We start from the raw sequence: 19,861 nt of genomic DNA, 5'->3' as shown, positions 1-19,861 counted from the left end.
GGAGGCTTTCGTGAACAGGCAGAACGGGGCCGCACGCCCCTACGACGTAGTCCTTTTCGGCGCCACCGGCTTCGTGGGCGTGCTCACCGCCGAATATCTCGCCTCCCACGCCCCGGACGGCTGCCGCTGGGCCCTGGCCGGACGCGACCGCGCCAAGCTGGAGCGGCTGCGCACCCGGCTGACCGCCCTCGATCCGCGCTGCGCGGACCTCCCGCTGCTGGAGGCGGACGCGGACGACGCCGGGTCGCTGCGCGCGCTGGCCGAGTCCGCCCATGTGGTAGCCACGACCGTCGGCCCGTACGTCTGGTACGGCGAGAAGCTGGTCGCCGCCTGCGCGGAGGCCGGGACGGACTACACGGACCTCTCGGGCGAGCCGGAGTTCGCCGACCGGATGTTCCTGGAGCACGACACCCGGGCGCGCGAGACGGGCTCCCGCATCGTGCACGCCTGCGGTTTCGACTCCGTACCGCACGACCTCGGCGCGTACTTCACGGTCCGGCAGCTGCCCGAGGACGTGCCGCTGCGCATCGACGGGTTCGTCCGCAGCAACGCCGTCTTCTCCGGCGGTACGTTCGCCTCGGCGCTCACCGCGATGGGCCGGGGCCCGCAGATGCTGCGCGCCGCGAAGGAGCGCCGGCTGCACGAGCCGCGGCTGGCCGGCCGCCGCGTCCGCGCCCCGCTCGGCCGCCCCCGCTTCAGCGCGGAGACCGGAACCTGGGCGCTTCCGCTGCCGACGCTCGACGCGCAGATCGTCGCCCGCTCGGCGCGTGCGCTGGCCCGGTACGGCCCCGACTTCCGCTACCGCCACTACGCCTCCGTCAAGCACCTGCCGGTGGCGCTCGGCGGAACGGCGGCCCTCGGCGCGCTGCTCGGCGCGGCGCAGGTGCCGGCCGCGCGGGACTGGCTGCTGGGGCGCTACGAGCCCGGCGCGGGCCCGGACGCGGAGCGCAGGCGGCGCAGCTGGTTCACGGTCCGGTTCGTCGGCGAGGGCGGCGGACGGCGGGTGTTCACGGAGGTGTCGGGCGGCGACCCGGGCTACGACGAGACGGCGAAGATGCTCGCGGAGTCGGCGCTGTGCCTGGCGCTGGACGAGCTGCCCGCCACCTCGGGGCAGGTCACGACGGCCACCGCGATGGGCGACGCGCTGCTGGAGCGGCTTCGGGCGGCCGGGCTGCGCTTCCGGGTGGCGGCGGTGCGCTGACGTACCCCTGCGTCAGGCGGTGGCCTCGCGCAGGGCGCGGCGGCACAGCGCGTCGGCCCTGCGAGTGGTCTCCGGCTGGCGGAAGTCCCGGGCCAGCCGGAGGGTGTGGGCGACGGCGTTGTCGAGGCCGGTGCGGTGGCCGACGGAGACGTAGACCGGTTTGGTGCCGTCCTGGGTGCGCACCGCCCGGCCGACCTCCTCCTCCCCGTCCAGCAGCGGCGACTGGTCCCCGCGCCGGGGGCCCGGCTGCTCGTAGGTGAAGGTGAACGGGTTCTTGGCGACGCCGATGACCGGGAGCCCGGTGAGGACGCCGAGGTGGCTGGCGAGCCCGAAGCGGCGGGGGTGGGCCCTGCCGTATCCGTCGCAGACGACAAGGCCGGGGTCGGCCGGCAGGGACTCCAGGGCGGCGAGCACGGTCGGGATCTCGCGGAAGGCGAGCAGCCCCGGGACGTACGGGAAGGTGACGCGGCCGACGGCGGTGGCCTCGGCCACCACCTCCAGCGTGGCGGCGTCGAGCACGACGGCCGCCGCCGCCACGACGTCGCGTTCGTCGTCGTAGGCGACGTCGACCCCGGTGACCCGGCCCGTGCCCGGCGGCGGGCCCGGCTCGTCGAGGACCACCCGGGTGCGCAGGGCGTCCTGGATCGCCCGGGCCCCGGCCGCGTCGGCAGGCATCTGAAGGGCTGTCATGATGCCGCCAACCCTAAGGCCCCGGGCGGCCGGTCCCCTCCAGTAGCCTGGAGATCATGTTCGTACTTGAGCTGTCGTACACCGCCCCGCTGGACCGCGTCGACGCAGTGCTGGGGGAGCACGTCGCCTGGCTCGACGCCCAGTACGCGGCAGGGGTGTTCATCGCCTCCGGGCGCAAGAACCCCCGGGACGGCGGAGTGATCCTCGCGGTCGGCGACGACCGGGCGGCGATCGAACGGCTGGCGGCGACCGACCCCTTCGCCGTCCAGGGTGTCTGCGCGTACCGGATCACCGAGTTCATCGCCACGAAGACCTCGGACGCGCTCGCCCCGTACCGTCAGCAGCTCTGACCTTTCGCACCGGAACAAACTCACCCCGGGTGCACCGGCCGGAACGGGGCACGTGAACAGGCAGCGGTGTGCGGTGATGCAGCTCACGCCGCCTCCCGATGCACGGATCTGCGACTTCCGTCGTCTGTACGAGTGCCGGGAACCGTTCGTCCGGTCGCGAGAGGGAGCAGGTTCGTGTCCACGGTCATCGAACAGTCCGTACAGGCCCGCATGGTTGCGTCCGCGCCGCAGATGGAGACCCTGCCCGCCGTCCTGAGCTACGACCGCGCGGACCCCTTCGCCGTGCGCATGGCGTTCCCCGCGCCGGCGACGCTGGAGGGGACGGAGGTGTCCTGGGAGTTCTCCCGGGAACTGCTCGCCGCCGGGATGGAGGTTCCGTCCGGCCTCGGCGACGTGCGGATCAGACCATTCGGCTACGACCGCACGGTGCTGGAGTTCCACGCCGCCGAGGGGATCGCCATGGTGCACGTGCGCACGGCGGATCTGCGCCGCTTCCTGCGGCGGGCGCAGCAGCTGGTGCCCTGCGGCCACGAGCGCCGGTTCCTGGACCTGGACCGGAATCTGACGGAGCTGTTCGGCTCCCGCTGACCCCGGGCCCGCGTGGACGCACGCGGGCCGGCCGGCCGAGGCGAAGCAGCGCCTGGACGACGCCGTCGAGGCGGTGCGCGACGACGACGGGTTCCGGGTCGAGCTGCCGCACACCGAGGTCCACGCTCCGAGTGGACGGCTTGGCGGGGGCCTTAACGTCGCCTTAACCTACGGTCTCGTAACCTACGAGTCCGTAGGTAATTCTCCCGTCCCCAGGAGCCCCCGTGACGATCACCTCTCCCCACCTCGGCAGTTCACAGGCGTGGACCGATGCCCACCTCCTGTACGCCCTCGAAGAGGTGGTGGAGAAGGAGCTCAACCGGCACCTCAAGGTCGCCAAGGACTGGATGCCGCACGAGTACGTGCCGTTCTCCGACGGCCGGAACTTCCCCGGTGTCTTCGAGGACGGCGAGGCCTGGCGGGCCGACCAGTCCAAGGTCACCGACATCGGCAAGATCGCCCTGGTGGTGAACCTCCTCACCGAGGACAACCTCCCCAGCTACCACCACGAGATCGCCTCCCTCTTCGGCCGCGACGGCGCCTGGGGCACCTGGGTGCACCGCTGGACGGCCGAGGAGGGCCGGCACGGCATCGTGATGCGCGACTACCTGCTCACCTCGCGCGCGGTCGACCCGGACAAGCTGGAGCAGTTCCGGATGGCGCACATGTCGGAGGGCTTCGAGTCCGACAACCGGCACTCGATGCTGCACTCCGTGGCCTACGTGGCCTTCCAGGAGCTGGCGACCCGGGTCTCGCACCGCAACACCGGGCACCAGTCGGGCGACCCGGTCTGCGACCGCATGCTGGCCCGCATCGCGACCGACGAGAACCTTCACATGGTCTTCTACCGCAACCTCCTCGGCGCCGCCTTCGAGCTGGCCCCGGACCTGACGATGCAGTCCGTGCGCGATGTCGTCGTCAACTTCCGGATGCCCGGCCACGGCATGCCCGGCTTCGAGCGGGCCGCAGCGCAGATGGCGATCGGCGAGATCTACAACATGCGCATCCACCACGACGACGTGATCCAGCCGGTGCTGCGCTACCTGAAGGTCCTCGACATCGACGGCCTCGGCCCGGAGGGTCTGCAGGCGCAGGAGGAGCTCGGCCTGTACATGAGCGGGCTGGACGGCGAGGCCGCGAAGTTCGACGAGAAGCTCGCCGCGCGCAAGGCCCGGCTGGCGGCCCGCGCCCAGGGCTGATCGCGCGGGAGCGCCGCCCCCGGTCCCGGGCGGGGGCGGCGGCTCACCGGCCGCCGCCCGGCAGGGCGTCGGTCCCGGGCCGGTCGCGCCGTGCGGGGACAGGGCCCCTTCAGGGGTGTGGGGACCGTACTCTGTGCCGGTGAAACCTGTGACCCGCGTTGTTCTCATCGGTGCGCCGATAGCGATAGCCGTCTCCCTCGTCTTCAACAGCGGCGGCGACGCCGCACTGCCCAAGGACTCCCCCACGGCCGAGGCGTCGGCCGCCGGCCCGGCGAACCCCGACCCGTTCGCGGCGGCGGACGAGGAGGAGCGCCGGCAGATGAACGAGAAGGTCGACCGGGCACCGGCCGGGCTCGCCACTCCGGCGATGCGCGAGATCGCGTGGAAGCTGCTGGCCAGTGCGGAGGGTTCCACACTGGACTGGCGCACCCAGTACGCGACGATCGAGGACAGCGGCGACGGCACCGGCTACGCGGCGGGCATCGTCGGGTTCTGCTCGGGTACGCACGACATGCTGACGTTCGTCGAGGCGTACACCAAGGACCATCCGGACAGTCCGCTGGCGCCGTTCGTCCCGGCGCTGCGCAAGGTCGACGGCACCGGTTCGCACGAGGGGCTGGACCCGGGTTTCACGGGTGCGTGGAAGAAGGCGGCCGAGGACCCGGCGTTCCGCGAGGCGCAGGACGAGGTCCGCGACAAGCAGTACTTCGAGCCCGCGGTGCGGCTGGCGAAGCTGGACGGGCTCGGCACGCTGGGCCAGTTCATCTACTTCGACGCCATGGTGCTCCAGGGGCCCGGGCACGAGGCGGACTCCTTCTACGGCATCCGGAAGGCGGCGCTGGCGGAGGCGGACACGGTCGCCGAGGGCGGGGACGAGTCGGCGTATCTGGACATCTTCCTGGACTCCGCGCGGGCCGTGATGAAGTCGAAGAAGAACCAGCACGACACCTCGCGCATCGACACGACCCAGCGTGTCTTCCTGGAGGACGAGAACCTGGATCTGGAGCCGCCGCTGACGTGGAAGATGTACGGCGAGACGTTCCACATCCCGTCATGACCCCCGGCCGGCGGACGCCGCAGCGATCACGGAAACCCGCAGGCCGAAGAAGTACGGAACGCCGGAGTCTCGCACGGGCCGGCCGGGCTCACGCCTGTGCTCGGCCAACTCTGCGCAGACGTTCCCGTTCCTTCTCGGAGAGGCCGCCCCACACGCCGAAGCGCTCGTCGTTGTCGAGGGCGTACTCCAGGCAGGCCTGCCGTCCTTCGCAGGCGTTGCAGAGCTGCTTGGCCTCCCGGGTGGAGCTGCCCGGGGCGGGGAAGAAGAACTCGGGACCCGCCTGCGCGCACAGGGCTGTCTCCTGCCAGGCGAAGGCGGGGTCGGTCGCGGTGTTGATCGGCATGGGAGCCACAGTGCCCTGCCGCGATAAACGACTGATCAACGCCGCGTCAATCGGCGCTCCGCCGCCGTGGCCGGAACAGCCCCCGGCCCGGCTCGCACCCGTGACACCGGCATACGTCCCTGGCCTCGGCGTACGGCGTCCGGAAGCCCCGTCACCCTCCCGGCCGGAAACGGCCGAATTGAGCGCAGCGGCGACCGGTGGGTCCGGGGTATAAGGCCCCGCCCGACCGGTCCGCCGGGTGTCGGTGGTGCGTGGGACGATGGGGCTCGCCCGGGACGGTGACGGACCGGGCGGCGGCAAGGGAGCGGGGACAGAGGGACGCAGATGACTGAGGCCGGGTCCACGGAGGGCGGGGCGACGACCGGGCGGGCCGCCCGGGAACTGCTCGCACGCGCCGACGGCCTGCTGGACGCGGCGCGGGGAGTGCTCGCGGACCACGCCCGCGCGGTCGCCGCCGTGCGCACCGGTCTGGACCCGCTGCTCGACGCCCTCGTGCGCGCCGACCTCGTCTCCATCCCCGTCTCCCGCCTCAAGGAGGTCACGGAGGGCAGGCTGCGCCTCGGCGCGGTCGAACAGGCGGGCTTCACCACGGTCGGCCAGGTGTACGGGGCGAGCCGTTACGAGCTCCGCCAGATCCCCGGCGTCGGCGCGCAGACCGCCGACCAGGCCCTGGCCGCGGCGGGCCAGATCGCGCACGCGGTGCGGGACACCGTCGCGGTGCGGATAGACGTGGACGCCCCGGACGACGCCACGACCGCCCTGGTCTGCGCGCTGTACCGGCTCGTGGAGGCGGGGCCGGACGTGCGGCGTGCGGTGGACGGGGCCCGGCGGCTGGCCGAGCGCCTGGAGCCACTGCTGACGGCGGCCGGACCGGTCCGGGGCCGGCTGCGGATGATCTTCGCCCGCCGGCCGACGCGGGAGCGTGTGCGGGAGGCCGCGACCGGGGTCCGGGCGGTCGTCGCGGACGCGGTGGAGCGTGAACTGCCGTCGCTGTTCGGGCAGGTCTCGGCCGACCTGCTGCGGGAACCGGAGTCGCCCGTCGCCGCCTGGGTCGACTTCGAGCTGCGGTCGGCCGAGTACTACAGCCTGCTCGCCGAGATGTCGGGCTCCGGGCCGGACCGGGACGCGTCCGAGGGCTTTCTGCCGTCGGGCATCGCCGACCGGGTGCGCGGGCTGCGGCTGGACGACACCCGGCTGCGGGTCTCGCTGCGCGGCTACCAGTCGTTCGGCGCGCGCTTCGCGCTCGCGCAGAAGCGGGTGGTCCTCGGCGACGAGATGGGGCTCGGCAAGACCGTCCAGGCCATCGCGGCCCTGGCACACCTCGCGGCGGGCGGGGAGACGCACTTCCTGGTCGTGTGTCCCGCGAGCGTCCTGATCAACTGGACCCGGGAGGTCCGCGCCAGGTCCACGCTGCGCGCCCTGCCGGTGCACGGGCCGGACCGGCGGGAGGCGTTCGCCGAGTGGCGCGAGGACGGCGGGGTCGCCCTGACCACCTTCGACGCCCTGCACACCCTGCCGGACGCGGACGACAGCGGTGTCCGGCCCGGGATGCTCGTGGTCGACGAGGCCCACTACGTGAAGAATCCGGCCACCCGCCGCTCCCGCGCGGTGTCCGGCTGGTCGCGGCGGACCGAGCGGGTGCTGTTCCTCACCGGCACGCCGATGGAGAACCGGGTGGAGGAGTTCCGCAGCCTCGTCCGGCACCTCCAGCCGGAGCTGGCCCCCTCCATCGGCACCCGTCACGGCGTCGCCGGATCGCAGGCGTTCCGCCGGGCGGTCGCCCCCGCCTATCTGCGCCGCAACCAGCAGGACGTGCTCACCGAACTGCCCGCCCTGGTGCAGGTCGACGAGTGGGAGGAGCTCAGCGAGGACGATCTGCGGGCCTACCGGGAGGCGGTGGGCGCCGGTCATTTCATGCGGATGCGCCGGGCGGCGTACGCGTGTCCGGAGAACTCCGCCAAGCTGAACCGGCTGCGCGAACTGGTCGCGGAGGCGGCGGACAACGGCCTGAAGGTCGTCGTGTTCTCCTACTTCCGCGAGGTGCTGGAGACGGTCCGCGAGGCCCTGGGCGACGGTGTGTTCGGCCCGCTGTCGGGGAGTGTGGCGGCCGCCCGGCGCCAGGAGCTGATCGACGGCTTCGCCGCGGCGTCCGGCCATGCGGTCCTGCTGAGCCAGATCCAGGCCGGCGGCGTCGGGCTGAACATGCAGGCCGCGTCCGTCGTCATCCTCTGCGAACCGCAGATCAAGCCGACGATGGAGCACCAGGCCGTGGCCCGCGCCCACCGGATGGGCCAGATACGGACGGTCCGGGTGCACCGGCTGCTCGCGACGGACAGCGTCGACCAGCGCATGCTGGACATCCTGGCCCGCAAGGAGCGGCTGTTCGACGCGTACGCCCGGCGCAGCGATGTCGCCGAGACGACGCCGGAGGCCGTGGACGTGTCGCAGGGGGCGCTGGCCCGCCGCATCGTGGAGGAGGAGCAGCAGCGCCTGCGGACCGTGACGGACGCGCTGGCGCTGCCGGTCGACGGCTGATACCGGACCGGGCGGGGAAGCGGAGCCGCTACCGCTTGGCGTGCCCGGGTACGGTCCCGTCCCGGTCGGCGACGAGCAGCATCCCGCCCATGCCCCGGTCGGCGTGGCTCTGCACATGGCAGTGGTACATCCAGGCGCCGGCGCCCACGTGTTCGCCGGCGATGACCTGGAAGCCGAAGGAGTCCGCCGGTCCGACGATCTTCGTGTCCACGATCCGGCTGGGGTCGTCGGGGCCGGTGAGCATGCCCGTACGGTTGTCGGCCCAGCGGTGACCGTGGACGTGGAACGTGTGGTAGAGATCGCCGTGCGTGATCATGACGACCTCGAGCCGGTCCCCGAGCGTGGCCTCGAAGTCGGGGCCCGTGCCGCCCGGCGCGTTGTTGATCGACATGTCGTTGAAGACGATCGCGATCGTCTTGTCCGGCAGGATGTCGCCCCGGCGCCGGACGACGAGCGGCCCGTACAGCCCCTTGCGGATGCCACCGGTGCCGTGGTCCGAGCCGACCGCGTGGTCGTGGTAGTGCCAGTAGCCCGCGCTGCCGGGCTGCCAGGTGCCGTCGCGGCGCAGGCCCGGGGTGTGCGTGCGCCAGGTGTAGGTGCGGGTGCCGCCGGGCGGGACGGTGCTGCGGTTCATCCGGGTGCCGTCGCTCGCGATGTCGTAGTCGACGCCGTGCGCGTGCAGGCCGGCGGGCACGTCCAGGGTGTTCACGAACTCGATGTGGAGGGTGTCGCCCTCGGTGAGCTCGATCAGCGGGCCCGGAACGGTCGCCCTGCCCTTCTCCAGTCCGTAGCCCATCCGGCCGTCCGGCAGCTTCTCCACGTACATCCGGATGTGCCGGACCACTCCCCCGGCGGCCGCCCGCCGGAGTGGGTACTGCGTGGCGGCGGCCTCCGCCGCGGGGAGGGACAACGATGTCACACCGGCCGCCGCCGCGACCCCGCCGCCCATCAGAATCCGCCGGCTGAAGGTTCTGCGGTCCATGTCGAACTCCCCACTGCTGGACGGGTATGACAGAGGATTCCGCTACGGGCCGTGACGACCCCGGGGAACTTTGTTTACCCACAGTAAGGAACAAGTCCGTTTCCGTGCTGCCACAGCCACGGGCGAGTCGCAAATCGGCCGCCCGGGATCAGGTGGCCGCAGTGCCCGTGGCCGCGTGCTGGGGCATGTGGTCGCGGCCTCCGGGGTGCCGGTGGCGCCACACCCCGAAGACCGTGCACGACACCAGCGACCAGGCCGCCAGCACCAGGAAGGGGAAGATCCGCTGATGGCCCTGGTAGTAGACGGCGGTGTGCTGGGCGTTGACGGAGGCACCTGGGGGCAGCCAGCGTCCGATGTGTCCGAGCAGCGAGGGCAGCAGCGGCCAGGAGACGGCTCCGCCGGAGGACGGATTGCCCAGGAGCACCATCACGCCCCAGGTCGGGAGCATCGCCCAGCGGCCGATCAGGGTGTTGAACATGGTGAAGACCATGCCGGAGGTGAACATCGTGAACGCCAGGATCAGCCAGGACTCCACGAAGGGCAGATCGACCGCCCCGAGCAGCCAGTCCACCACGGAGGCGATGGCGAAGGCGCCGAGCAGCGAGTACGCGATCGTGAACCCGATCCGCTCCAGCGGGATCAGCGCCCGGGCGTGCACGCTGAGCTGGATGGAGCCGACGAAGCCGATGATCACGGCGGCGAGCGAGATGTAGAAGAGCGCGAGTCCGCGCGGGTCGCCCTTCTGTAGGGGTTTGACGTCGTGGACGGCGACCGGGATGCCGAGTGTGTCCCCCACCTTCACCGCGGACTCGCCGAGCAGCTGGGCGACGGCCGCCCCGGAGGCCGCTGCCACGTCTAGCCGCACCCCCCGCTCGGCCGGCCGCACGATCGCGAAGACCTCCTGCTCCCCCAGCGCCTCGCGCGCCGCCGTGGCTGTGGGGAAGACACGGATGACCAGGGAGGCGTCCAGGGCCTTGTCCATCGCGGCGACGAACTCCTTGCCGCGTGCGGTGTCGGGTTGGCTGACCACGGCGGTGGGAATCCGGTGCGGGGTCGGGTTGGCCATGGCGTACGTGTAGGAGCCGGCGAAGAGTCCGGCGGCGGCCGCGAGGATGAGCAGCAGGACCGTCGCGGGGAAGTACGGGGACTCCTTGAACCCGGCCCACTTCTGTCCGCGCGTCAGCGGCCGGCCGTGCGCCCCGTGCGGTGCGTGCGGAGCACCGGGACCGGGCTCGGGGGGCGCCGACTCGCTCATGCGTCGCCGTCCTTGTCGCGGCGGGCGCGGCTGGGCTGCACCCGTTTCGGCTCGCCGGGCATCTTCGGGTACTCGGGCGGGTACGGCAGGTCGCCGGGGCCGCCGTCGCTCGCGTGGCGGTCGGCGAGTTCGAGCAGCGAGTCGAGGCGGAAGGCCTCCTGGTCCATGTCCGCGTGGACGTCGCCGTGTTCCGCGTACCGCACGGGCATGGTGCGGATGTCGAAGTCGCGGGGTTCGGCGTCGTCCAGCTCCTCCCAGCGCAGCGGTGCGGAGACCGGGGCGTGCGGGAAGGGGCGTACCGAGTAGGCGGAGGCGATGGTCCGGTCGCGGGCCGTCTGGTTGTAGTCGACGAAGATCCGCTCGCCCCGCTCCTCCTTCCACCAGGCGGTGGTCACCCGGTCGGGCATCCGGCTCTCCAGCTCCCGCCCCACGGCGATGGCCGCGCGGCGGACCTCGGTGAACGTCCAGCGCGCCTCGATGGGCACGAAGACGTGGACGCCCCGGCCCCCGGACGTCTTGGGCCAGCCGCGCAGCCCGTGCTTGTCCAGGACTCCGCGCAGCTCGTGGGCGACCCGGACCGCGTCGGCGTAGCCGGTGCCGGGCTGCGGGTCGAGGTCGATGCGCAGTTCGTCGGGGTGGTCGGTGTCTCCGCCCCGGACGGGCCACGGGTGGAAGGTGAGCGTGCCGAGGTTGGCCGCCCAGATGACGGCGGCCACCTCGGTGGGGCGCATCTCCTCGGCGGACCGCCCGCTCGGGAAGGCGATCTCGGTGGTCGGAATCCAGTCGGGGAGGTTCTTGGGGGCGCGCTTCTGGTAGAAGAACTCGCCCTCGACACCGTCCACGAACCGCTGGAGGGTGGTGGGCCGGTCGCGCAGGGCGCGCAGGATGCCGGGGCCCACGGCGAGGAAGTACTCGGCCACGTCCCTCTTCGTGTAGCCCTTCTCCGGGAAGTAGATCTTGTCCGGGTTGGACAGCCGGACCGCCCGTCCGGCTGCTTCCAGCTCCACCGCTGTGCCCGCTGCTGCCATGTCGGCCACCGTAGGCCGGGCACGCATATGCCGCATATCGGGAGACTCCGCTCGCTGTACGGTTCACAATCGGTCCATGGACCTGCCGGTGATGCCGCCCGTGAAACCGATGCTCGCCAAACTGGTGGCCCGCATTCCGCCGGGCATGCAGTACGAGGCGAAGTGGGACGGCTTCCGGGCGATCGTGCACCGGGACGGCGACGAGGTGGTGATCGGCAGCCGGACCGGCAAGCCGCTGACCCGTTACTTCCCCGAGGTGGTCGCCGCCGTCCGGGACAATCTCCCGGACCGCTGTGTGGTGGACGGTGAGATCGTCGTCGCGCACGACGGCCGGCTGGACTTCGACCGGCTCAGCGAGCGCATCCACCCCGCGGACTCGCGGGTGCGGCTGCTGGCCGAGCAGACCCCGGCCGCCCTGATCGCCTTCGACCTCCTGGCGCTGGGCGACGAATCGCTCCTGGACACCCGGCAGGCGGACCGGCGCACGGTCCTGGAGGCCGCGCTCGCCGATGCCTCGGCGCCGGTGCACCTGGCCCCGGCGACCACCGATCCCGCCCGCGCCCGGGAATGGTTCGAGCGGTACGAGGGGGCGGGGCTCGACGGTGTCGTCGCCAAGCCCCTCGATGCGCCGTACCGGCCGGACACCCGGGCCATGTACAAGATCAAGCACGAACGGACCGCCGACTGCGTGGTGGCCGGGTACCGCTTCCACAAGAGCGGCCCGGTCGTCGGCTCGCTGCTGCTCGGCCTGTACGACGAGGCGGGCGCGCTCCAGCACGTCGGGGTGTGCGCGGCCTTCCCGATGAAGCGGCGCGCGGAGCTCGTCACCGAGCTGGAGCCCCTGCTGACCGGCGTCGAGGACCATCCGTGGCGCGCCTGGGCGCAGGCCGAGGCACACGAGGGCGCCAGGCTGCCCGGCGCCCCGAGCCGCTGGTCCGGGAAGAAGGACATGTCCTGGGTGCCGGTGCGGCCGGAGCGGGTCTGCGAGGTGGCGTACGACCACATGGAGGGCGACCGGTTCCGGCACACGGCCCAGTGGCGCCGGTGGCGGCCGGACCGTACGCCGGGCAGCTGCACGTACGCGCAGCTGGAGGAGGTCGTGCGCTACGACCTGGCCGAGGTGCTGTCGGGCGGCGGCTGAGCCTTCGGGTTCCGGCCCCGGCCGGGCTCAGTCCGCCGTGGGCGGCAGCGTGGGCGTGGTGCACGGCTCGGCGGACGCGGCGGGGCCGGACGAGGGTGGTTCAAAGGCCCCGGTGGTGTCGCTCGGGTCCGGTGCCGGGGTGGTCGTCGTGCAGCCCGGGTCGGGCTTCGTCGTGCTCGGGTCCGGGTCCGGGGTGGTGCCCGGGTCGGGGCTGGTACCGGGGTCGGGGGTGGTGGAGCCGGGGTCCGTGGGGTCGGGCGAGGGGCCTGGGCCGGTGGAGCCACCCGGGTCCGGGGAGCCCGATTCGCCCGGCGTGGGGTCGGTGCCCGGTTCCGGGTGCTGGGAGCCCGGCGCGGTCGGGCGTGTGCTGTGGCTGGGCTGCGGGCCGACCTCGATGCCGCCGCCGTCCTTGGTGCCGGACCCGCCCACGGGGTGCTCGGGCTCGTTCGGACTGCCCGCACCGGGGCTCTTGGGGACGACGCCGGTGCCGTCGGAGACCGGGTGGGTGCCCTTGCGGTAGAACTCCAGCCAGGAGAGCACCGTGCGCAGATAGGTGTCCGAGTGGTTGTAGCTCAGGATCGCCCGGTCCAGGTCGGCGGGGATCGACAGGTCGCCCGGCCCGGCGCAGAGGTAGGCGCCGGCGGCCAGCGCCGCGTCGTACACGTTGTTCGGGTCGCGGCGTCCGTCGCCGTTGCCGTCCCGGCCCCAGTGCGCCCAGGTCGAGGGGATGAACTGCATCGGGCCGACCGCCCTGTCGTACGTCTTGTCCCCGTCGTACGCCCCGCCGTCGGTGTCCGCGATGTCGGCGAACCCGGCGCCGTTGAGGACCGGGCCGAGGATCGGGGAGAGGGTCGTGCCGCGGGCGTCGACCCGGCCGCCGGCCGCGTGCCCGGACTCGACCTTGCCGATCGCCGCCAGTAACTGCCACGGCAGCCGGCAGCCGGGGTCGCTGCGTCCGAGGCTGCTCTCGGCCTTGCGGTAGGCGGCGAGCACCGTGGCCGGGATGCCCGCCTCGGCCCAAGACTGCTTGGCGGCCGGGCTCTGCTTCTGCCCCGCCTTGGGCGGCTTCGGGCTTTTCAGCGGTGGGAGTTCGGTGTGGTACGAGTCGTCGTTGGGGACCTCGGACCAGGTGACGTCCTCCGCCTCCTGGCGCTGCTTCGGGGGCTCCTTGTGGGCGGCGAGCTGGGGTGCCTGGGACGCGGTGAGCGCGGCCATCGCGGCGACGGCCGCCGCGGTACCGCCGAGTCCGCGGCGCATGGTGCCGTTGAACCTCATGCGTGCTCTCCTTGGTGGGTCACCGGGTGAACGTGTCGATCGCGGAGATCCGCCAGCTGCCGCCCTTGCGGACGGCGTCCACGGCGAACATGGCCGCGGCGTACGTGGTCTCCTCGGACTTGCCGGTACGGGTGTTGCTCTGGTCGGCGAAGATCAGCAGCCGGGCCCGGTCGCCGTCGAGCATCTCCACGCCGCTGTCGGTGACGGTCGTGGTGAGGACGAGCTTCTGCTTCGGCGCCTGGGCCCGGACCTCGGCGAGCATGTCCCGGTGCTGCTGGACCGCCTTGCCGGTCAGGTACTTCGCCACCGCGCTGTCCGCCTTGGTGGGCGAGGCGTAGTCGTACGAGAAGACCGCGCCGACGGCCTCGGTGATCTGGCCCTTCACCTCGCTGGTGCGGCTGATGTCGGTGAGCGCGGTGTTCTGCCGGCCGGGGTCGTCGCGCAGACCGGCGGCCGAGGTGAACGACCAGGCGGCGAAGGCGCCGAGCAGCACGGTCACGGCGCACAGCACGGCGGGCAGCCGGACACGGAGGCGGGGCAGGCGCCGGGCCGCGGTCTTCTCTCCCTCCGGCCCACTCCCCTTCTCTCCCTCCGGCCCACTCCCCTTCTCCCCGTCCGGTTCGTCCCCGGATTCGTCCGGGGCGTCGTCCGGGGTCTCGTCCGGGGCGTCGTCCGTGACGTCGCCGGGGGCGGCCGTCGCGGTGGCGCCGGAGGGCTTCTCGGGGCCCGCGGGGGCGCGGACGGGGGTGGCTGTCGCGGTGCGCTCCGCGGCGGCGACGGTGGCCAGGCGGCGCCGGCGGTTGACGAGGTGACGGGTCGTCGACATGTCCGGGGTTCCTCTCGGTGCGGGGCGGGGGTGTCAGCCGGCGGTGTTGCCGACGGGCGCCTGGCCGAGGGCGCTGAGCTTCCACCCCTCGGAGGTGCGGGTGAGCTGCCCGAGCATCCGGCTCTCCTTCACCGCGGGCTTGCCCTTCGGCGCGGTCACGGTCACCCGCAGCGCCACCATGACCCCGGCCTTCCCGGCCCGGTCGTCGAGCTCGGTGACCGCGCCGGACAGCACCTTGGCGGTGCTGACGGTCTTCGCCTCCTGGATCTGCTTCACGAACCCGTCGCGTCCGTCCACGAGTTGCTGGTGCAGGTCGCCGGTGGTGGAGTCCTCCCAGCTGTCCAGCCCCTCGGCGAGCCGAGCGTGGTCGAGCGTGTTCATGTTCTGCACGGCCTGCTCGCCCGCGGCCAGCACGTCGTCGCGGGCCTGGGCGTACGCGGCCGAGCCGTCGTGCGCCGCCTGGTAGCGGGACACCCCGCCCCAGCCCGCGGCGCCGGCCGCCGCGACCGTCAGCACGATCGCCGCCGCCATCAGCGGGTTCCTCGTCATCCGTACCCGTACCATCGCTGCCTCTCCCTGCCGGCCGGTCCTGCCGTGCTGTGCCGTACGTGCTCGGTGGTGCGGTGTTTCCACGCTGCCGCGCTATCGGGGGGTGATCTCCACGATCGTCCAGTGCCCTTCGCGCAGTTGGGCCGTGACGGAGAGCTGTGCGGCCGCCTTGCCGGCGGCCTTGCCCTCGCGCTCGTAGACCTGGTCGAGGAAGACGAGGAGGTGGGCGGTGTCGGGCGTCAGCCGGGTCACTCCGGCGCGTACGACATGGGTGGTGAGCGTGAGCTTCTGGTCCGCCGACTGCTTCTCGACCTGGCCGAAGAGCGCCGCGTACTGCTGAAGCGCCTTGCCCGCCAGGAGTTTCTGCGCGGACGCCTTGGTGGCGGCGGTGCCCTCGGGGCTGTACGAGAACACCTTGCCGAGGGCGTTGGTGACCTCCCCGGCGACCTGGGCGGTCGCCGCGCTGTCGGTCAGCGCCCGGTTGGAGGTGGCGGGGGTGTCCCGCAGCTGCCGCCCCGCCACGTACAGCGCGGCACCGGCCGCGACCAGCACGACGGCGAGCACCCCGGCCAGCACGCGCGGCCACCGCCGGCCGGTCCGGGCCCCGGTGTCGTCGTCGGTGCCCTCCCCGGGCCCGGTGCCGGCGGACGGGCTCTGCGCGGCGGCCTCCGGGTCGTCGTCACCGTCGCCGGGCAGGCCGGCCGGCTCGTCCAGCTCGTCCGGCTCCACGGCGTCCTCGACGTCCGTGTCACCGGTCACCACGTCGGTCGTACCGCCGCGTTTCATGCGCCGCTCCCTATGCCGAGCGCCGTGAGCGCCTTGATCTTCCAGCCGTCCCCGGTCCGGGCGAGCGTGGCCTCGAAGCGTTTGCGTTCGGTGCCGGCCTTCCCGGTGCGCGGGGTGACCTCGACGTCCACGGTCGCGATCATCAGCGCGGTGCCGGTCCGCTCGTCCAGCTCGGTGAGCGCGGCGTCGGTGACCTTGCCGCGCGCGGTGGCGCCGGCCTTCTCCAGGTCGGCCGCGTCCTTCTTCCGGGTCCGCTTCAGCTGGTCGTACAGCGGTCCGGTGGCGGATTCCAGCCAGCCGGCGAGACCGGCGTCCACGCTCGCCTCGTCCTTGCCGTCCAGGGTGTTGAGCCGGGCCAGGTCCTGCCGGCCGTCCGCGAGTGCGGCGTCCCTGCTCTTGGCGTACGCCAGGTCGTCGTCGCCGCGCGCCCGGGCGTACGACCAGCCGCCCAGGGCGCAGACGAGCGCCGCGACCAGCAGCACGGCCCAGCCGCCGAAGGTGCGGGTGCGGGGATTCACTCGCCGCCCTCCTGTCCGAGGCCCAGCAGCCCGGCCATGTTCCGTACGGGGGCCTCGTCGGCCTTGGCGCCGAGCACTCCGGGCAGTCGCTCCTGCTTGGTGTCACCGAGGGTCAGCGCGCCGGCCCTGGCCGGTTCGGGCACGGGGCCGCCCTTCGGGGCGTTGGCACTGCCCCGGACGTCGATGCCGGTGCCGGGCGAAGCGGCGCAGCGGGCCTTGGTGTTGAGCGCGGGGGCGGGTGAGAGGTCCAGCCCGTTGCGGTAGGTCGTCCCCTCGTAGCCGGCGGTGCAGGGCAGCGGCTCGAAGAAGGTGATCGACATGCCGAACCTGGCACCGTCCTCGTCGACCGCGCTGGCCCCGGCTGCCGCGACGGCGGGGAGCTTCACGAGCAGTTCCTCAAGGCCGCGCTGCCGGGTGACGGCGACCTCGGAGGTGGTGAGGAGGTTGGCGACGACGACTCCGAAGCTGGGTTCGACGTCCCGCAGCAGCCCGCTGATCTGCCCGGTCGCGTCGGGGGTGACGGCGATGAGCTTGCGCAGGTCGGAGTCGGAGCCCTTGAGCTGGGCGGCCAGTTCCTTGGCGCCGGCGGCGAACCCCTTGAGGGCTTCGCCCTGTTCGACCTGGGTGCGCAGCACGGTCTTGCCGTCCTCCATCAGCCTGGTGTTGACGGGCAGGGCATCGTCGGCGGCGTCCACGAAGTCGCTGCCGGTGTCCAGGAGGACCTGGAGGTCGTCGCCGCGCCCGCTGAACGCGGTGCCGAATTCGTCCACGACGGTACGCAGCGACTCCAGGTCGACCGAGGAGGCGAGGTCGTTGACGCTGGTGAGGACGTTCGTCACGGGCGCCGGGACGGTGGTCTCGGCCTGGTCGATGACCGAGCCGTTCGCGAGGTAGGGGCCCTCGGTGCGGGTCGGCCGCAGGTCGACGTACTGCTCGCCGACCGCGGAGAGGTTGGCCACGACCGCCTTCAGGTCGTCGGGGATGCGGGGTGCTGACTTGTTGATCCGCAGTTCGGCCTCCACGCCGTCGTCGGTGAGCTCGATGGGTCCGACCCGGCCCACCGAGACCCCTCGGTAGGTGACGTTGGAGTGAGTGAACAGGCCGCCGGTGCGCGGGAGTTGCACCTTGACGGTGTAGTAGTCGCGCATGCCGATGTAGTGGCCGAGGTCGGCGTAGCGCACGCCGAGGTAGCCGAGCACCAGCACCGCGATGATCAGGAAGGCGAGGTTCTTCAGCCGGATGGCGAGGGTGATCATCAGTTGCTCCCCTTCGAGGCCGAGGGCCGGCTCGTCGTGGGCGCCGAGGTCGTGGGGAGGGGCAGCGGCAGTCCGGCGCCGGCGACCGCGTCGGCCTCGCCCGGCGTCCCGCTCTCCGCGTCCGGGTCGTAGGCGGGGATGATCTGGGTGCCGGGCTCGGCCGTCATGTCCAGGTACACGTTGAGGTAGTCGCCCTTCACACCGCGCAGCACCTCGTCCGTGAACGGGTAGGTCATGAGCACCTGGAGGGAGTCGGGCAGGTCGTTGCCGGAGTCGGCCAGGGCCCTCAGGGTGGGGGCGAGGGCCTTCAGGTCGGCGATGGTGTCCGCCTTGCCCTTGTTGATGGTGCTGACGGCGACGTCGGAGAGGGTGTCCAGGGAGCGGAGCATCGTCAGGAGCGAGCCGCGCTGTTTCTCCAGGACCTTCATGCCGGGGCTGAGTTTGGTGAGGACCGTTCCGACCTGCTGCTTGCGGGTGGCGAGCGTGGTGGAGAGCCGGTTGACGCCGTCGAGCGCCGCGGTGATGTCGCCGCGGTGGTCGTCGAGGTTGGTGACGAGGGTGTCGACCCGGTGGAGCATGGACTTGACCTGGGGTTCCTGCCCGGCCAGTGCCTTGTTGAGCTCGGTGGTGATGGTCTTGAGCTGCTGGACCCCGCCGCCGTTGAGGAGCATGGACAGGGCGCCGAAGACCTCTTCGACCTCGGGGTTGCGGTTGGTGCGGGTGAGCGGGATGCGGTCGCCGTCGGCGAGGGTGCCCCGGGCGGTGCCCTTGGCCGACGGCCGGAGCTGGATGTACTTCTCGCCGAGCAGGCTGGACTGCTCCAGGTGGGCGTAGGCGTTGGCGGGCAGGTCGATCTTCCCGTTGACCTTCATGGTGACCCGGGCCTGCCAGCCGTCCGGGGCGAGGGAGATCTTGGTGACGCGGCCGACGGCGACGTCGTTGACCTTCACCGAGGACTGCGGGGAGAGGCTGAGCACGTCCCCGAAGTCGGCGGTGATCTCGTACGGGTGGTCGCCGAGGTCCGCTCCGCCGGGCAGCGGCACGTCTTCGATGCCGGAGAAGTGCGGGGCCCCGCATCCGGTGACGAGGAGGGTGCAGCACAGGCCGAGCGCGACGAGTGCCGCCCCGCCCGTGGTCCCGAGGGCCGCGGGTCTGCGCGGTCTGCGGCTCATTGCTTCGCCCCCTTCTTGTCCTTGCTGTCCTTCGGGGTGCCGTAGACCGTCCCCACGGCCGGGAGCGGCAGGGCGGGCAGCGCCCGCTGCCGGTCGGCGTCCACCGGGGAGAGCCCCTTGAGGGCGAGGGTGGACTCGGTCAGCGGGCCGCCCATGCTGAGTTCGTTGAGGTTGGTCCGGCCGTTGAGGGTGCGGTGCGCCGGGTCGTACGCGTTCAGGACGTTGCCCGCCGACAGGGGCAGGACGTCCAGCGACTCGGCGAGCGAGGCGCGCTGGTCGACGAGGGTCTGGGTGATCGGCACCAGGGCGTCCACGTTCTCCTTCAGGGCGGCCCGGTTGTCCTTGATGAACGTCTTGACCTGGCCGAGGGCGGTGCCGAGTTCCTTGAGGGCGGCGCCGAGGTTCTTCTTGTCGTCGGCGAGGAAGCCGGTCACGGAGTTCAGCTGGTCCTCGGCCTTCCGGACGTTGCCGTCGTTGTCCTTCAGCATGGTGGTGAAGGTCTGGAGGTAGGACAGCGTGTCGAAGAGGTTGCCGCTGGACTTGTCGAGCGTCTTCGTCGCCTTGCCGAACTGCTCGATGGAGTCGCCGATGTCCTTGCCGTTGCCCTTGAGGTTCTTCGCTCCGGTGTCCAGGAGCCCGGCGAAGGCTCCTTCGGCGTTCGCCCCGTCCGGGCCGAGCGCGGTGGACAGTTCGGTGATGGACGCGTAGAGCTGGTCCACCTCCACGGGGGTCGCGTTGTTCGCTGCGGGCAGTTCGGCGCCGTCCGCGAGGACCGCTCCCCCGGTGTAGGCGGGGGCGAGCTGGACGTACCGGTCGGCGACGAGGCTGGGGGCGACGACCACGGCGTGCGCGTCCTTGGGCACCTGGATGCCCTTGTCGATGCGCAGGACCACCTCGACGTCCTTGCCGCGCGGCTGGACCGATTCGACCGAGCCGACCCGCACGCCGAGGATGCGCAGGTCGGACCCGGCGTAGACGCCGGTGGCCTGGTCGAAGTAGGCCGTGACGGTGGTCGTTCCCTCCTCCTCCATGGCCATCACGCCGGAGGTGGCGGCGACGGCCACGACGACGAGGCCGGCGCCGATGCCGATGACGCGGGTGAGTCTCATC

20 protein-coding genes are annotated in these 19,861 nt (G+C 72.3%); 7 read left to right on the top strand and 13 right to left on the bottom strand.

Annotated elements, in window-relative coordinates:
• Window positions 1-10: 10 nt before the first annotated feature.
• Window positions 11-1,201, top strand: a complete 1,191-nt coding sequence (locus E6P78_RS16075; RefSeq protein WP_136204272.1) for a saccharopine dehydrogenase NADP-binding domain-containing protein — start codon at window positions 11-13, stop codon at window positions 1,199-1,201.
• 12 nt (window positions 1,202-1,213) lie between these two features.
• Here E6P78_RS16075 and E6P78_RS16070 read toward each other — a convergent pair whose 3' ends face one another.
• The gene (locus E6P78_RS16070) at window positions 1,214-1,891 is read right to left on the bottom strand and encodes an endonuclease V (RefSeq protein WP_136204271.1); all 678 of its coding nucleotides are present in this window, start codon (window positions 1,889-1,891) and stop codon (window positions 1,214-1,216) included.
• 56 nt (window positions 1,892-1,947) lie between these two features.
• Here E6P78_RS16070 and E6P78_RS16065 point away from each other — a divergent pair, with 56 nt between their 5' ends.
• The 4 genes from E6P78_RS16065 to E6P78_RS16050 all read left to right on the top strand — a co-directional run bounded on the left by E6P78_RS16065 (window position 1,948) and on the right by E6P78_RS16050 (window position 5,085).
• Window positions 1,948-2,241: a YciI family protein gene (locus E6P78_RS16065; protein WP_136204270.1), complete on the top strand. Its 294-nt coding sequence runs from the start codon at window positions 1,948-1,950 to the stop codon at window positions 2,239-2,241.
• A gap of 174 nt (window positions 2,242-2,415) precedes the next feature.
• Window positions 2,416-2,829, top strand: a complete 414-nt coding sequence (locus tag E6P78_RS16060; protein ID WP_018552494.1) for an SsgA family sporulation/cell division regulator — start codon at window positions 2,416-2,418, stop codon at window positions 2,827-2,829.
• A 224-nt stretch (window positions 2,830-3,053) separates the two neighbouring features.
• Window positions 3,054-4,028 (top strand): acyl-ACP desaturase, encoded by a 975-nt coding sequence (locus E6P78_RS16055; RefSeq protein WP_136204269.1) that lies wholly within the window; start codon window positions 3,054-3,056, stop codon window positions 4,026-4,028.
• 148 nt (window positions 4,029-4,176) lie between these two features.
• A complete protein-coding gene (locus tag E6P78_RS16050; protein WP_136204288.1) occupies window positions 4,177-5,085 on the top strand; it encodes a chitosanase in 909 nt (302 codons plus the stop codon).
• 88 nt (window positions 5,086-5,173) lie between these two features.
• Here the strand turns inward: E6P78_RS16050 and E6P78_RS16045 are convergent, their stop codons facing one another.
• Entirely contained in the window at window positions 5,174-5,428 is a 255-nt protein-coding gene (locus tag E6P78_RS16045; protein ID WP_136204268.1) for a WhiB family transcriptional regulator, read from the bottom strand.
• Between the two features lie 324 nt (window positions 5,429-5,752).
• On the opposite strand from E6P78_RS16045, the gene E6P78_RS16040 reads away from it, so the two are divergent.
• Window positions 5,753-7,963, top strand: coding sequence for a DEAD/DEAH box helicase (locus E6P78_RS16040; protein WP_136204267.1), 2,211 nt, complete (start codon window positions 5,753-5,755; stop codon window positions 7,961-7,963).
• Window positions 7,964-7,991: 28 nt separating this feature from the next.
• Here E6P78_RS16040 and E6P78_RS16035 read toward each other — a convergent pair whose 3' ends face one another.
• The 3 genes from E6P78_RS16035 to ligD all read right to left on the bottom strand — a co-directional run bounded on the left by E6P78_RS16035 (window position 7,992) and on the right by ligD (window position 11,207).
• Complete coding sequence (locus tag E6P78_RS16035; protein ID WP_136204266.1) at window positions 7,992-8,945, bottom strand: multicopper oxidase domain-containing protein; 954 nt, start codon at window positions 8,943-8,945, stop codon at window positions 7,992-7,994.
• Between the two features lie 148 nt (window positions 8,946-9,093).
• Window positions 9,094-10,200, bottom strand: a complete 1,107-nt coding sequence (locus tag E6P78_RS16030; protein WP_136204265.1) for an ABC transporter permease — start codon at window positions 10,198-10,200, stop codon at window positions 9,094-9,096.
• A complete protein-coding gene (gene ligD, locus E6P78_RS16025) occupies window positions 10,197-11,207 on the bottom strand; it encodes a non-homologous end-joining DNA ligase (protein WP_136204287.1) in 1,011 nt (336 codons plus the stop codon). The genes E6P78_RS16030 and ligD overlap by 4 nt, the downstream gene beginning before the upstream one ends.
• 97 nt (window positions 11,208-11,304) lie before the next feature.
• Between ligD and E6P78_RS16020 the strand changes: the two genes are divergently transcribed.
• On the top strand, window positions 11,305-12,369 hold the full coding sequence (locus tag E6P78_RS16020) for an ATP-dependent DNA ligase (protein WP_136204264.1): 1,065 nt from the start codon (window positions 11,305-11,307) through the stop codon (window positions 12,367-12,369).
• A 27-nt stretch (window positions 12,370-12,396) separates the two neighbouring features.
• On the opposite strand, the gene E6P78_RS16015 is transcribed toward E6P78_RS16020, so the two are convergent.
• From E6P78_RS16015 to E6P78_RS15980, 8 genes are all read right to left on the bottom strand, one after another.
• Window positions 12,397-13,644, bottom strand: coding sequence for a lytic transglycosylase domain-containing protein (locus E6P78_RS16015; protein WP_136204263.1), 1,248 nt, complete (start codon window positions 13,642-13,644; stop codon window positions 12,397-12,399).
• 19 nt (window positions 13,645-13,663) lie between these two features.
• Window positions 13,664-14,470 carry a hypothetical protein gene (locus E6P78_RS16010; RefSeq protein ID WP_136204262.1) on the bottom strand — a complete coding sequence of 269 codons (807 nt, stop codon included), beginning with the start codon at window positions 14,468-14,470 and terminating at the stop codon, window positions 13,664-13,666.
• Window positions 14,471-14,503: 33 nt separating this feature from the next.
• The gene (locus E6P78_RS16005) at window positions 14,504-15,001 is read right to left on the bottom strand and encodes a nuclear transport factor 2 family protein (RefSeq protein ID WP_136204286.1); all 498 of its coding nucleotides are present in this window, start codon (window positions 14,999-15,001) and stop codon (window positions 14,504-14,506) included.
• A gap of 111 nt (window positions 15,002-15,112) precedes the next feature.
• Window positions 15,113-15,805, bottom strand: coding sequence for a hypothetical protein (locus E6P78_RS16000; protein WP_136204261.1), 693 nt, complete (start codon window positions 15,803-15,805; stop codon window positions 15,113-15,115).
• The gene (locus tag E6P78_RS15995; RefSeq protein WP_136204260.1) at window positions 15,802-16,323 is read right to left on the bottom strand and encodes a hypothetical protein; all 522 of its coding nucleotides are present in this window, start codon (window positions 16,321-16,323) and stop codon (window positions 15,802-15,804) included. The genes E6P78_RS16000 and E6P78_RS15995 overlap by 4 nt, the downstream gene beginning before the upstream one ends.
• The gene (locus E6P78_RS15990) at window positions 16,320-17,579 is read right to left on the bottom strand and encodes an MlaD family protein (protein WP_136204259.1); all 1,260 of its coding nucleotides are present in this window, start codon (window positions 17,577-17,579) and stop codon (window positions 16,320-16,322) included. The genes E6P78_RS15995 and E6P78_RS15990 overlap by 4 nt, the downstream gene beginning before the upstream one ends.
• Window positions 17,579-18,751, bottom strand: a complete 1,173-nt coding sequence (locus E6P78_RS15985) for an MCE family protein (RefSeq protein ID WP_136204258.1) — start codon at window positions 18,749-18,751, stop codon at window positions 17,579-17,581. Before E6P78_RS15985 ends, E6P78_RS15990 begins: the two co-directional genes overlap by 1 nt.
• Window positions 18,748-19,860 carry an MCE family protein gene (locus E6P78_RS15980; protein WP_136204257.1) on the bottom strand — a complete coding sequence of 371 codons (1,113 nt, stop codon included), beginning with the start codon at window positions 19,858-19,860 and terminating at the stop codon, window positions 18,748-18,750. The genes E6P78_RS15985 and E6P78_RS15980 overlap by 4 nt, the downstream gene beginning before the upstream one ends.
• Window position 19,861: the final 1 nt, after the last annotated feature.

The organism is Streptomyces sp. A0958, assembly GCF_004795035.1.
Lineage (GTDB): Bacteria > Actinomycetota > Actinomycetes > Streptomycetales > Streptomycetaceae > Streptomyces.
This window is presented reverse-complemented; position numbering and strand designations above follow the sequence as displayed.